General features: G+C 72.5%; 16 protein-coding genes, 1 tRNA gene and 1 pseudogene. 8 read left to right on the forward strand and 10 right to left on the reverse strand.

The window, feature by feature from the left end; translation table 11 throughout:
* Positions 1 to 31: 31 nt before the first annotated feature.
* From ABT245_RS07455 to ABT245_RS07470, 4 genes are all read right to left on the reverse strand, one after another.
* A complete protein-coding gene (locus tag ABT245_RS07455) occupies positions 32 to 343 on the reverse strand; it encodes a DUF202 domain-containing protein (protein WP_351729897.1) in 312 nt (103 codons plus the stop codon).
* A complete protein-coding gene (locus ABT245_RS07460) occupies positions 340 to 732 on the reverse strand; it encodes a YidH family protein (protein WP_351729900.1) in 393 nt (130 codons plus the stop codon). The genes ABT245_RS07455 and ABT245_RS07460 overlap by 4 nt, the downstream gene beginning before the upstream one ends.
* A gap of 57 nt (positions 733 to 789) precedes the next feature.
* Positions 790 to 1,305 (reverse strand): NUDIX hydrolase, encoded by a 516-nt coding sequence (locus ABT245_RS07465; RefSeq protein ID WP_351729903.1) that lies wholly within the window; start codon positions 1,303 to 1,305, stop codon positions 790 to 792.
* A 447-nt stretch (positions 1,306 to 1,752) separates the two neighbouring features.
* A complete protein-coding gene (locus tag ABT245_RS07470; RefSeq protein WP_351729906.1) occupies positions 1,753 to 2,646 on the reverse strand; it encodes a DMT family transporter in 894 nt (297 codons plus the stop codon).
* A 380-nt stretch (positions 2,647 to 3,026) separates the two neighbouring features.
* On the opposite strand from ABT245_RS07470, the gene ABT245_RS07475 reads away from it, so the two are divergent.
* The 3 genes from ABT245_RS07475 to ABT245_RS07485 are packed head-to-tail and all read left to right on the forward strand — an operon-like array spanning position 3,027 to position 5,458.
* A complete protein-coding gene (locus tag ABT245_RS07475; protein ID WP_351729909.1) occupies positions 3,027 to 4,061 on the forward strand; it encodes a hypothetical protein in 1,035 nt (344 codons plus the stop codon).
* 52 nt (positions 4,062 to 4,113) lie between these two features.
* On the forward strand, positions 4,114 to 4,851 hold the full coding sequence (locus tag ABT245_RS07480; RefSeq protein ID WP_351729912.1) for a molybdopterin-dependent oxidoreductase: 738 nt from the start codon (positions 4,114 to 4,116) through the stop codon (positions 4,849 to 4,851).
* The gene (locus ABT245_RS07485; protein WP_351729915.1) at positions 4,835 to 5,458 is read left to right on the forward strand and encodes a cytochrome b/b6 domain-containing protein; all 624 of its coding nucleotides are present in this window, start codon (positions 4,835 to 4,837) and stop codon (positions 5,456 to 5,458) included. Before ABT245_RS07480 ends, ABT245_RS07485 begins: the two co-directional genes overlap by 17 nt.
* Here ABT245_RS07485 and ABT245_RS07490 read toward each other — a convergent pair.
* From ABT245_RS07490 to ABT245_RS07500, 3 genes and pseudogenes are all read right to left on the reverse strand, one after another.
* Positions 5,458 to 5,722, reverse strand: a pseudogene (locus ABT245_RS07490) (GntT/GntP/DsdX family permease); the annotation flags it as partial. The gene ABT245_RS07485 and the pseudogene ABT245_RS07490 sit on opposite strands and share 1 nt — an antisense overlap.
* Positions 5,683 to 5,835, reverse strand: coding sequence for a hypothetical protein (locus ABT245_RS07495; RefSeq protein WP_351730226.1), 153 nt, complete (start codon positions 5,833 to 5,835; stop codon positions 5,683 to 5,685). The pseudogene ABT245_RS07490 and the gene ABT245_RS07495, both read right to left, overlap by 40 nt.
* A 162-nt stretch (positions 5,836 to 5,997) precedes the next feature.
* The gene (locus ABT245_RS07500; RefSeq protein WP_351730206.1) at positions 5,998 to 6,516 is read right to left on the reverse strand and encodes a gluconokinase; all 519 of its coding nucleotides are present in this window, start codon (positions 6,514 to 6,516) and stop codon (positions 5,998 to 6,000) included.
* Positions 6,517 to 6,658: 142 nt separating this feature from the next.
* Between ABT245_RS07500 and ABT245_RS07505 the strand changes: the two genes are divergently transcribed.
* Complete coding sequence (locus ABT245_RS07505) at positions 6,659 to 7,360, forward strand: FadR/GntR family transcriptional regulator (RefSeq protein ID WP_351729918.1); 702 nt, start codon at positions 6,659 to 6,661, stop codon at positions 7,358 to 7,360.
* Positions 7,361 to 7,403: 43 nt separating this feature from the next.
* On the opposite strand, the gene ABT245_RS07510 is transcribed toward ABT245_RS07505, so the two are convergent.
* Both ABT245_RS07510 and ABT245_RS07515 read right to left on the reverse strand, forming a co-directional pair.
* Complete coding sequence (locus ABT245_RS07510; RefSeq protein ID WP_351729921.1) at positions 7,404 to 7,781, reverse strand: YchJ family protein; 378 nt, start codon at positions 7,779 to 7,781, stop codon at positions 7,404 to 7,406.
* A gap of 79 nt (positions 7,782 to 7,860) precedes the next feature.
* Positions 7,861 to 7,948: transfer RNA gene (locus tag ABT245_RS07515), tRNA-Leu, on the reverse strand.
* A 199-nt stretch (positions 7,949 to 8,147) separates the two neighbouring features.
* Here ABT245_RS07515 and ABT245_RS07520 point away from each other — a divergent pair.
* The 3 genes from ABT245_RS07520 (at position 8,148) to ABT245_RS07530 (ending at position 10,831) form a co-directional block, all read left to right on the forward strand.
* Positions 8,148 to 9,473 (forward strand): M20/M25/M40 family metallo-hydrolase, encoded by a 1,326-nt coding sequence (locus ABT245_RS07520; RefSeq protein ID WP_351729924.1) that lies wholly within the window; start codon positions 8,148 to 8,150, stop codon positions 9,471 to 9,473.
* A gap of 129 nt (positions 9,474 to 9,602) precedes the next feature.
* Positions 9,603 to 9,836, forward strand: coding sequence for a chaplin ChpH (gene chpH, locus ABT245_RS07525; RefSeq protein WP_351729927.1), 234 nt, complete (start codon positions 9,603 to 9,605; stop codon positions 9,834 to 9,836).
* A gap of 203 nt (positions 9,837 to 10,039) precedes the next feature.
* A complete protein-coding gene (locus tag ABT245_RS07530) occupies positions 10,040 to 10,831 on the forward strand; it encodes a chaplin (RefSeq protein ID WP_351729930.1) in 792 nt (263 codons plus the stop codon).
* Between the two features lie 73 nt (positions 10,832 to 10,904).
* On the opposite strand, the gene ABT245_RS07535 is transcribed toward ABT245_RS07530, so the two are convergent.
* Positions 10,905 to 11,093: a DUF5703 family protein gene (locus tag ABT245_RS07535; RefSeq protein WP_005485166.1), complete on the reverse strand. Its 189-nt coding sequence runs from the start codon at positions 11,091 to 11,093 to the stop codon at positions 10,905 to 10,907.
* 47 nt (positions 11,094 to 11,140) lie between these two features.
* Between ABT245_RS07535 and ABT245_RS07540 the strand changes: the two genes are divergently transcribed.
* Positions 11,141 to 11,842 carry a hypothetical protein gene (locus tag ABT245_RS07540; protein ID WP_351729933.1) on the forward strand — a complete coding sequence of 234 codons (702 nt, stop codon included), beginning with the start codon at positions 11,141 to 11,143 and terminating at the stop codon, positions 11,840 to 11,842.
* Positions 11,843 to 12,055: the final 213 nt, after the last annotated feature.

Genomic DNA, 12,055 nt, shown 5'->3' on the forward strand with positions numbered 1-12,055 from the left:
AATGTGGCCCCGGTGGCCCGGTCGGGCGGCCCTAGATGACCAGCGCCGTCGCGCATACCGCCATCGCCACCGCGCACAGCGCCGCCGCGGCGGCGTGCCGGGGGGTGAGGGAGGCCGGGCGCGCGGTCGTGGCGAGCGCCCGCACCCGGTGGTGGGCGAGCAGCAGAAAGCCCAGCCAGAGCCCGCAGCACAGCGCGCACACCAGGAGGCCGGCGGCAGACGCCCCGCCGTGCAGGGCGGTGCGCACGGCGAGCACGGTGACCACGGTGCAGGACAAGGTCGTGCGCCGCCAGGCGAGCCGGGTCCGCTCCGGCTGCAGCCCCGGGTCCCGCCCGGCCGTCACCCCTCCCGCCTGACGAGCACGACGAACACCATGGCGACCGCCACCACCCCGATGACGAGGCTCAGCAGCGCCGGGAACCGGGACGCGGGCAGGTCCTCACCGCGCCGCATCGCCCGCTCGCAGCGCACCCAGTGGTTGATCGCGCGCAGCGAGCACAGGACGCCCGCGCCGAGCAGGGCGAGCGCCAGCCCCACCCGCCAGCCCCAGCGCAGCTCCGGCAGGAACTGGTCCACCGCGAAACCCCCGCCGATCAGCGCGAGCGCGGTACGCAGCCAGGCCAGGAAGGTGCGCTCGTTCGCCAGCGAGAACCGGTAGTCAGGTGTGTCGCCCTCGTCCCGGACCCGGTCGGGCATGAACCAGAACCGGACGTTTCGCAGGAATTCGATCACGTCGGGGACCCTATCGGGCTCCTCGGCGGGGCCTGCCGGCCGGGTCTTCCGCGGTCGTCATCCCGCGCCCCGGTGCGCCCGCAGTCGCCGGTACGCCGCAAGCCCGTCCGGCGTCCACTCCCACTCGCCGAGCCGCCGCGCCAGCTCGTCCTCGCTCAGGAAGTCGTGCCAGGCCACCTCCTCGGCCTGGGGCCGGACCGGAAGCGCGCAGCGGACCTCGTAGACCGCCGACCACCAGCTGTGGCCGGCGCCGTCGTCGTACAGGAAGGTGAACAGGTGCGACGGGCGGGGCAGCCCCGTCACCCCCAGTTCCTCCTCGGCCTCGCGCAGGGCCGCGTCGTCGTAGGACTCGCCCGCGCCGACCACGCCGCCGACGAACATGTCGTACCGGGAGGGGTAGACCAGCTTGGTCGCGGTACGGCGGTGCACGAAGATCCGGTCGGCCGTGTTCCGGGCCAGGACGAACGCGCAACGGTGGCGCAGCCCGCGCGCGTACGCCTCGCCGCGGGGTGACTGCCCGATGACCCGATCGTGCTCGTCGACGATGTCGAGGATTTCGTCAGCAGCGCTCATCCCCCCATCCAACCAGCACCCAGCCCCCAAGGGACCCGAGGAACGACGCGCTCGCCCCCGCTCACAGCCGCAGTCGAACGACCCCGTTGCGTGCCCCGAAGGGGCGCGGGGAACGGCGCGCTCAGCCCCCACGCGGCCGCAGCCGAACGACCCCGTTGCGTGCCGCAAAAGGGGCGCGGGGAACGGCGCGCCCAAGCCCCACACTGCCGCAGTCGAACGACCCCGTTGCGTGCCGCAAAAGGGGCGCGGGGAACAGCGCGCTCAGCCCCCACGCAGCCGCAGCCGAACGACCCCGTTGCGTGCCCCGAAGGGACGCAAGGAACGACGCACCCAACCCCCACACACCACCGCAGCCGAACGACGCCCTTTCGTGCCCCGAAGGAGGGCCGCCCCGGGCGAAACACGGGCCGGAGGCGGAGGTCGGCGTCAAGCCGGACCGGCCAGGTCTCAGTAGGGCTGAAGATCCCGCTTCGGCGCCGGCTTCGCCGTACCCCGTGGCATCGCCGGATGCAGTCCGAGGAGCACGATGCCCACGACCACGGCGGCCAGCCCGGTCGCCTCCCAGGCCAGCGCCCCGGTGTCGGTGCGCAGCCGGTCACCGAGGAAGCCCACCCCGCACAGGATCCCGGCCAGCGGCTGGGCGGCCGTCAGCGCGGGCAGCGACATCCGCAGCGGCGCCGTCTCGAACGCGCTCTGCACCAGGATCAGCCCGGTGACGCCCAGCACGAGCACCCCGTAGGGCTGCCAGCCGGAGAACAGTTCGGCGAGCCCGCCCGCGGAGAACCGCTGCCCGCTGATCCGGGTCAGCGCGTCCTGCACGCCGTACAGGAGACCCGCGGCGAGGGCCAGCAGCACCGGGGCCATGCTCAGCCGGGACCGCTTGGCGAAAGTGGTGAGCAGCAGGGCCAGGCCCAGCATCACTCCGATGATCAGCCAGTTCCGGACCGGGTCGGTGACCGCGTGCCCGCCGTGCGGCCGGCCCGCCACGATGAACGCGGTCACGCCGCCGGCGAGCAGGGCGAGGCCCGCCCAGCCCTGGCGGCCCAGCGGCTGCCTGGTCTGGTGCCGGGAAAGGGCCAGGGCGAACAGCAGGTTTGTGGCGAGCAGCGGCTCCACCAGGGAGATCTCGCCCCGGCCCAGGGCGATGGCGCCGAGGATCATCCCGGCCGCCATCAGGCCGATGCCGCCGAGCCAGCGCGGCACCTTCATCAGGTCGAGCAGCAGCCGCGGTGAGAGAAAGTCGCTCAGGGGTGCCTTCTGGGCGGCGTTCTGCTGGAGCACAAACCCGAAGCCGAGGCAACAGGCCGCGCTCACGGCGAGACTCAGAACCAGAACCGACACGCTGCGTACCTCGATCATCCGGCCGGGCCACGGGTGCGTAGTGGCCGACTGTAGCCTCCCGAAGCTCTTCGCGCCCCGGGGATGCCCAGAACCGGTCAGATGAGGTCGGGCGCGACGCCCGGTCGGCCAGGGGGACGCGAGCCGACGGCCCTGCCGTCATGGTCCGCCGCCCGGGTGGACCCCGCCATGACTCATGCCACGGAGATCCCCTCGGCGGGTCCGAACAGGCCGCCCACGCGGCCCAGGGCCTTCCCCAACTCCCTTACTGTAAAAGGTAGTTGAACGCAACAACAGCTTCGGTGAACTTGACGTGAACCGTTGGCTGGGGATTTGCTGTGAGTGATCGGTCGATGGCAGTTCGACAACCAGGAAGTCCCGCGGTGCCCTCACCCCCACCCCTGCTCACCCCGCGCCGCGCGCGCCCCCACGAGGTCTTCGACGACGCCTTCGACGACACCGAGCTGGTCGCCGCGCGCGCCGCCCTGGCCCAGGGCCGGCGGCAGGCCGTACGGGCGTTGCTGCGGCGCACGGCCGACGACTGGGACCGCCGCGGCCACCGGATCTGCGTCCTGTCCCGTCCGCCGTACACCGCCGCCCGGGCCCGGGACTGGCTGGCCGCCGAGCCCGGATCCGCCGATGCCGCCGCGCTGCTCGCCCTGGCCCTGGCGCGGCGCGCCCTGCGCGGCAAGGAGGAGCCCGCCGCGGCCCGCGCCGCCTGCCGCGCCGCTGCCGAACTGGCGCCCGCCGACCCGACCCCATGGCTCGGTCTGCTCCTGCTCGCCCGCGACCTCGGCACCGACGAGGAGACCGCGGACGCCTTCGCCGAGGTGTGCCGCCGTCACCGCGACCACCACCACGCCCACCATCTGATGACCGCGCGCCTGGCCGAGCGTCACCCCGAGCCCGGCGCCGACCCGGGCCACGAGGCGTACGCGTTCGCCGACCGGACCGCGGCCCGCGCCCCCGCCGACTCCCCGCTCGCCGTCCTGCCGGTCGTCGCGCACGCCGAGCGCTTCCGGACGCTGGCCACCGCGGGCCTGGTGACCGCCGACCCCGTCGCCTCCGGGCACTGGTCGGGGCCCCGGGCCCGGCAGGTGCTGCAGGCCGCCTTCGACTGGTGGCTGGAGTGGGAGCACGACGAGCACCCGCGCCGCCACGTCGACCTCAACTTCCTCGCCCACGCCATGTCCTGCGCGGGCCGGAGCGCCGAGGCCGCCGCCCTGTTCCAGCGGATCGGCCGGCATCTGACCCCACGGCCGTGGTCGTACCCCGACCGTGAGCCCCGCGCCGCCTTCCGCGCCGCCCGCGACCGCGTGCTCGGCGCCGCGCAGGCGGCCTCCGACGGGGCGTTCCCGGACCCGACGTACCCGTGCGGTCCCTTTCCGGGAACCCAAGAAGACCTTACGGAACGCTGACCCGTGGCCCGACCCTCTGGTCCTGCGGAGCCGACGGTGCTCGAATGACGGGGTGAACCCCGAACCACCCGAGGACGCACGGGCCGAGGAGGGCCGTCCGATCGGCCGCCGTGTGTTCCTCGGCACCCTCGCCCTCGGCGCCCTCACCGTGGCCGCCGCCCCCGCACTCCAGCGCGGCACCGAGACGTTCCTCGGCGCCGCCTCCGGCAAGGACCCCACCGGACTGACGGGCCTGCTGCCGAACGGCGGCGGCTTCCGCTACTACTCGGTCGCCGCGTCCGTCCCGCACCGGGGCCCGGCGGACTACCGGCTCACGATCGGCGGACTCGTCGACCGCCCCCGCACCTACTCCCTCGCCGATCTGCGCGCCCTGCCGCAGACCCGGCTGGTCAAGGACGTCCAGTGCGTCACCGGCTGGCGGGTCCCCGGCACCCCCTTCGAGGGGGTCAGACTGTCCCGGCTGCTGGATGCGGCGGGCGTGCGCGGCACGGCCCGCGCGATCCGCTTCACCTGCTTCGACGGCACCTACACCGAGAGCCTCACCCTCGACCAGGCCCGCCGCCCCGACGTGCTGGTCGCGCTGCGCATGCAGGACGAGGACATCGGCCACGACCACGGCGGACCCGTCCGTCTGTATGTGGCCCCCATGTACTTCTACAAGTCGGCGAAGTGGCTCTCCGGTATCACCGTCACCGACCGGGTCGAACCCGGGTACTGGGAGCACCTGGGATACGACGTCGACGCCTGGGTCGGCCGCTCCAACGGACGGACCGATGAGCCTACGAACTGAGGCCACCGCGGGCACGGCCCGGCTGCCGCGCTTCTCCCGCGCCGAACGCTGGGTGCACCGCACGACGGCCGCGCTGATGGGCGTGTGCGTGCTGACCGCGGCCTGCCTCTACGTCCCCCAGCTCGCCGTCGCCGTCGGCCGCCGCGCCCTCGTCGTCCGCGTCCACGAGTGCGCTGGCCTCGCGCTGCCGGTGCCCGTACTGCTGGGGCTCGCCTCCCGGGCGTTCCGCGCCGACCTGCGCTTCCTGAACCGCTTCGGCCCGCACGACCGGGTCTGGCTCAGGGCGGCCCTGCGCCGTGACAAGCGGCACTCCGCGCGCCCCGCGGGCAAGTTCAACGCCGGCCAGAAGGTCTACGCCGCCTGGATCGCCGGAGCCACGCTGGTGATGCTCGGCACGGGCCTGATGATGTGGTTCACCCATCTCACCCCGCTGATGTGGCGCACCTCGGCGACCTTCGTGCACGACTGGCTCGCCCTCACCATGGGCGTCGTGCTGGCCGGCCACATCGGCATGGCCCTGGCCGACCCGGAAGCCCGCCGCGGCCTGCGCACCGGCACCGTGAGCCGCGACTGGGCAGCCCGGGAACACCCCCTGTGGCGCCCCTGACCCACCGCCGGCCCGCCGCACAGTTCCTCGGAGGGGCGCCGCGGGATCATCCGCTCGGGCGCCGGGACGTCCCCCCGGCGGGCGGCGGCCTTCGCGAACAGCGGGCCGCGATGACGACGGTGGGGGCGGCGACGAGCACACCGAGCGCCGGGTGACGCCCAGGTCGGCGCCGACCGCGTCGATCGCGACCAGCGGGCCGGGGTGCGGCGGCACCAGCCCGTGCCTCACGGACAGTCCCGCGAGCGCCGGGACGCCGATGCGCACAGGACGATCACGGCGGTGCCCGCCGGCACGGCTGTGCCGAGCTGGGTGTGCCCTGCCGAGGTGAGGGGCTGGACGGCGTCCGCTGTCGGCGTCTCGGCGCTGAGACCGGTCACGGATTCCCTTGCGGATGGACGGGGACGGGGAGACGACGTTGCCGAGGTGAGGGGCTGGACGGTGTCCGCTGCCGGCGTCTCGGCGCTGAGACCGGTCACGGATTCCCTTGCGGATGGACGGGGACGGGGAGACGTTGCCGAGGCGGGGGTGCTGCGGGGGTGTCACCGCGCGGGGCCGGGAAGCGCGGCCAGTGCCTCGGCGGCCCGCGCGGTGATCTCGTCCGGGCTGCCGGAGACGTCCACCGTGGCACCCGGCTCGTCCGGCTCCAGCGGCTGGAGCGTGGCGAACTGGGAGTCCAGCAGCGCGGTCGGCATGAAGTGGCCCTGCCGGTGGGACATGCGGTCCTCGATGAGCGCACGGTCACCCGCCAGGTGCACGAACACGATCCCGGGGGCCGCCGCCCTGAGCCGGTCGCGGTACGACCGCTTCAGCGCCGAGCTGCTCACCACCCCGCCCAGGCCCGCCCGCCCGTGCGCCCAGCCGCCGATGGCATCGAGCCACGGCCACCGGTCAGTGTCGTCCAGCGGAATCCCGGCCGACATCTTGGCGATGTTGGCCGGCGGGTGGAAGTCGTCACCCTCGGCATACGGGACGCCGAGCCGGGCCGCGAGCAGGGGACCGATCGTGGTCTTGCCCGTGCCCGCGACGCCCATCACCACGACGACATGAGGGGTACGCATCACTGCCTCGCTGTCTTCCTCGACCTGCGACGTCGACATCCGACGTCGGCCACACTGAATCCCATTAGGTACGACGAATTCAAGGGTCTCTAATAAATAAGTCTGACTTTTTGGGGCGTGATCCACTCTGTACGCTGAGTGCATGAGCACACCGGGCCGGGGGCTGCACGGCCGCGTACTGGACACCCTCGGACCCGCGATCACCGCCGGGGAGTACCCCACGGGCAGCGTTCTGCGCACGGACGAACTGGCCCAGCACTTCGAGGTGTCGCGGTCGGTGATGCGCGAGGCGGTGCGCGTCCTTGAGTCCATGCACCTGGTCGAGTCCCGGCGCCGGGTGGGTGTGACCGTGCTCCCGAAGTCCGAGTGGAACGTCTACGACCCGCAGGTCATCCGCTGGCGCCTGGCGGGCGCCGACCGCCCGGGCCAGCTGCGCTCGCTGACCGTACTGCGCTCGGCGATCGAACCGGTCGCGGCCGGACTCGCCGCGCGGCACGCCACGGCCGAGCAGTGCGCCGAACTCACCGAGTGTGCGCTCGCCATGGTGGCCAACTCACGCGGCCACAGGCTGGAGGCGTACCTCGTCCACGACGTCGCCTTCCACCGGGTGATCCTCACCGCGTCCGGCAACGAGATGTTCGCCCGGCTGGCCGATGTCGTCGCGGAAGTCCTCGTCGGCCGCACCCACCATGAGGTCATGTTCGAGGACCCCGACCCGGCCGCCGTCACCCTGCACGTCCAGGTCGCGGAGGCGGTGCGCGGCGGCGACGCGGACCGTGCCGAGCGGCTGACCCGTGAGATCACCATGGGCGCGCTCCAGGAACTGGACGTCCTCGCGCCCTGACCCGCCCGGCTGGAAGCCCCGGCCACGGGCGGCCACCCGGCCGTCAGTCGAGGACATCCCCGTTGACATACGCCCACGCCCCGTCGACCCGCTCGAACCGGCTGCGCTCGTGCAGCGAGCCGCCCCGGTAGGAGGCCCGGAAGGTCACGGTCCCGGTGGTGTGGAAGGCCGAGCCGTCCGTCGTGCCCAGCACCTCGAGGCCGGTCCACCGCAGCCCCGGATCGAGATCGAGCCGCACGGGCCGCGTCCGCGGATGCCAGGTGCGCAGCAGATACCCCGCGTCCCCCCGTACGAAGGCCGCGTACCGCGACCGCATCAGCGCCTCAGCGGTCGGCGCCGCACCCGCCCCCCGGTGATACCGCCCGCAACACCCCTCGTACCTCCCGCCCAGCCCACACGGACACCAAGAACGCGTCGTCATGCCCCCATTGTGCGGGACCACGACATGCCTACGGACCCCCGACCAAACAGAAAGACCCCTGATCAACAGGGGTCTCCACTGGTGTCCGAGGGGGGACTTGAACCCCCACGCCCGATAAAGGGCACTAGCACCTCAAGCTAGCGCGTCTGCCATTCCGCCACCCGGACAAGGTGTCCGTCGCGCGGGTTTCCCCCGCGGCGACGAGGAAAACATTACCAGGCTTCCGAAGGTGCCCGATCACGCCCCGTCCCCGCGCCCGGTCCCGCGTGAACGCCTTGTGACGGGCCGGGACCGGGCTTGGGGCCGGGGCGGTGGCGAGGGAGGATGAGGGTGACCACCAGCAGCGACAGCGCGGGAGGAAGCAGCGTGAGCGAGACGGACACGGCCAGGGGCATCACCGGCGAGGACGAGGTCGTGGACCTCTGCCGCGAGCTGATCCAGATCGACACCAGCAACTACGGCGACCACTCGGGCCCGGGCGAGCGCAAGGCCGCCGAATACGTCGCCGAGAAGCTCGCCGAGGTGGGCCTCGAACCGAGCGTCTTCGAGTCGCACCCGGGGCGCGCCTCGACCGTGGCCCGCATCGAGGGCGAGGACCCGTCCCGGCCCGCACTGCTGATCCACGGTCACCTCGACGTCGTACCGGCCAACGCCGACGACTGGACCCACCACCCGTTCTCCGGTGAGGTCACCGACGGGTGCGTCTGGGGGCGCGGCGCCGTGGACATGAAGGACATGGACGCCATGACGCTGGCCGTCGTACGCGACCGGCTGCGCAGCGGCCGGCGCCCCCCGCGGGACATCGTGCTCGCCTTCCTCGCCGACGAGGAGGCCGGAGGCACCTACGGCGCCCGCTGGCTGGTCGACAACCACCCCGGGCTGTTCGACGGTGTCACCGAGGCGATCAGCGAGGTCGGCGGCTTCTCGTTCACCGTGAGCGAGCAGCGCCGCCTCTATCTGATCCAGACGGCCGAGAAGGGCATGCACTGGATGAAGCTGACCGTGGCCGGAACCGCCGGACACGGTTCGATGATCCACCGGGACAACGCGATCACCGAGCTGTCCGAGGCGGTCGCCCGGGTGGGCCGGCACCGGTTCCCGGTGCGGGTCACCAAGACCACCCGGGCCTTCCTCGACGAGCTGGGCGACGCGCTCGGCACCGAACTCGACCCGGAGAACATGGAGGCGACGCTCGCCAAGCTGGGCGGTATCGCCAAGCTCATCGGCGCGACCCTGAGCAACACGGCCAACCCCACGCAGCTGAACGCCGGTTACAAGGTCAACGTCATCCCGGGCGAGGCCACCGCGCACGTCGACGGGCGGTTCCTGCCCGGGTACGAGGAGGAGTTCCTCGCCGACCTCGACCGGATCCTCGGGCCGAAGGTGCGGCGGGAGGACGTGCACTCCGACAAGGCCGTCGAGACCGGCTTCGACGGCGCGCTGGTGGAGGCGATGCAGTCCGCGCTGGTCGCCGAGGACCCGGCCGCCAAGGCCATCCCGTACATGCTCTCCGGCGGCACGGACGCCAAGTCCTTCGACGACCTGGGCATCCGCGGCTTCGGCTTCGCGCCCCTGAAGCTGCCTCCGGAGCTGGACTTCGCGGGCATGTTCCACGGCGTTGACGAACGCGTGCCGGTGGACGGGCTGAAGTTCGGTGTGCGGGTGCTCGACCGGTTCATCGACGCGTCCTGAAATCGGCCACGCGTGCGGAGACCACTGGGACGGGTGAATGCGACCATACGCTCGTAGCCCCATTACTCCCTCCTCGTTACACGTGATGCGGTCCGCAGCTGGGGCCGCACTTGCCAACAAGGAGGAAGAATGATCAAGAAGGTCGTCGCTGCTGCGGCTGCCACTGGTGGTCTGGTTCTCGCGGGCGCGGGCCTCGCCGTCGCGGACTCCGGTGCCCAGGGTGCCGCCGTGCAGTCCCCGGGCGTCGTCTCCGGCAATGTCATCCAGGTTCCGGTGCATGTCCCGGTGAACGTCTGCGGCAACACGATCTCGGTGATCGGGCTGCTGAACCCCGCCTTCGGCAACACCTGCGTCAACAAGTGACGTCGACTCCCTGAGGGGCGTCCTCTCGTCGGCCCCGGAGCGCGCGCCATGCGCTCCGGGGCCGACCGGTTTCCCCGGCGGAACGCATCCGCCCCGCGGAACGCATCCGCCCTGCGGAACGACAACCGGGGAATCCAGCGCAGCGCAAAGCATAAAGAACCAGAAAAAAACGGAACATCATCGAACGCAGGGGGGATTCACCTATGCGACAGGGCACCCGCAAGGGCCTGATCACCGTGATGGCGGCCACCGGCGCGCTCGCCGCCACCAGCGGATACGCCCACGCCGACGCGGGAGCGGGCGGTACCGCCACGCACTCGCCCGGCGTGCTGTCCGGCAACACCGTCCAGGTGCCCGTGCACGTGCCGGTGAACGTCTGCGGCAACACCGTGAACATCATCGGAGTCCTCAACCCGGCGGTGGGCAACGCCTGCACCCAACGCGCGGGCGCCGCCGCGGGCGGTCACGGTGACTCGGGCGGTGCGCACACGGGCGGTCGCACCGACGGTTCGCCCGGCGTGGGCTCCGGCAACACGGTGCAGGTGCCGATCGACGTGCCGGTGAATGTGTGCGGCAACAGCGTCGACGTCATCGGGGCCGGCAACGCCGCGACCGGGAACGACTGCGCCAACGGCACGGGCGGCGGCCACGAAACCCCTCCCGGCGGCGGGCATGAAACCCCTCCCGGCGGGGGCCACGAAACCCCTCCGGGTGGCGGCCATGAAAACCCTCCTGGCGGCGGTCGCACGACCCCGCCCGGAAACCCGGGCCACCCGAGTACGCCGGGCACCCCGCCCGCCAAGGGCGGCGAAACACCGGCCGCACACACCTCGCACATCCGCCCGCAGGGCGACAGCTCCGTCACGCGACCTGACGGAGCCGCGCAGCTCGCCCACACCGGCAGCGGCCTGCCGATCGACGCCGCCGTCCCGCTGAGCGCGGGCGCGCTGCTGGCCGGCGCGGTGCTCTACCGCAAGGCGCGGGCCGCGGCCTGACGTGCGAACGGCGGTGAGACGGAGCGGCCCCGCAGGACGGGGCCGCTCCGGTCAGGTGCTGTGTCTCACCGTCTCACCATGTGGCACGCACCTGGCGGATGATCCGCCGGCGCAACCGCACCCTGCGGCTGCCGTCGCGCAGCAGGCTCAGTCGGTCCAACTCCCAGTGTCCGTACTCGGCATGGTCCGTCAGCAGACGCGTGGCGTCCTTACGGGACACCCCCCGCGGAACGTACACGTCGACAAATTCGTATTCCGGCATCGCATCTATTGTGCGGGCTGGGGCCGGGTACGGATAGCGTCTGCACTATGTCTGATGCTGCGCAGCCCACCGCTGCCGAGGTACGCGCCGCCGCCGAGGCGGTCAAGACCGCGCTCGACCGCCACCTGGCCGCGGTCGAACGCAGGTCGGGTGAGGACGACCCGGCCGTCTACGAGGCGTTCAACCAGCTCGCGGCGGCCGCCGAGACCTACGACGAGCTGCTCTACGACCGCTACGACGAGGTCACGCCCTTCGAGATCCCCGGCACGGATGAGTCGCTGCCGCCGTACGCGGGCCCGGAGGAACCGAACGCCCTGAGCGTGCTGATCCGCCGCGACTACGCCGTGGTGGAACCGCAGCGGCTGCTGGCCCAGGCCGGACGGGTCGAGGCGGCGGAGTACGAGGGCGGCGCGGGCGTGGATGCCTCCGGCACGGTGCACGGGGCGCTGGGGATCCTGTTCGGCGAGTTCGAACCGGACGAGATCGCCTCCCGGCACAAGGAGTTCGGCCTGGAGGAGGGCGACTCGACGCTGTGGGTGACCGCGGCGGACGAACCCGCCGAACCCGGCGAGTGGCTGGAGGCGCCGTTCGAGCAGATCGATCCGCAGCGGGTGGTCTGCCGCTTCGACGTCAGCGCCGTCTTCGACGACGAGGACACCGCGGACGACGCCGACGACGATCTTGAGGACGAGCTGGACCTGCACGGCGACGAGGACGAGGACCTGGAGCCCCTGGACGCGGATCGCTGAACCGACCGACGCCGGTGCCGCACGGGCATGAGCCCCGCGCGGCACCGCCGCGTTCGGCCCACGGCCGCGCTCGGCCCGCCGCGCGTTTCGCCCGCCACAGTGCGTGACCCACGGCCGTGTTCCGCCGCCGTGGGTCACGCGTCGTGTCCGGCCGCACGGCCGGGGTCGGGGCGCGGGTCGTTTTCTTGCCGGTGCCCTCGTGGTGCCGGCCCT

This window comes from Streptomyces sp. NPDC001508 (assembly GCF_040298665.1).
Lineage (GTDB): Bacteria > Actinomycetota > Actinomycetes > Streptomycetales > Streptomycetaceae > Streptomyces.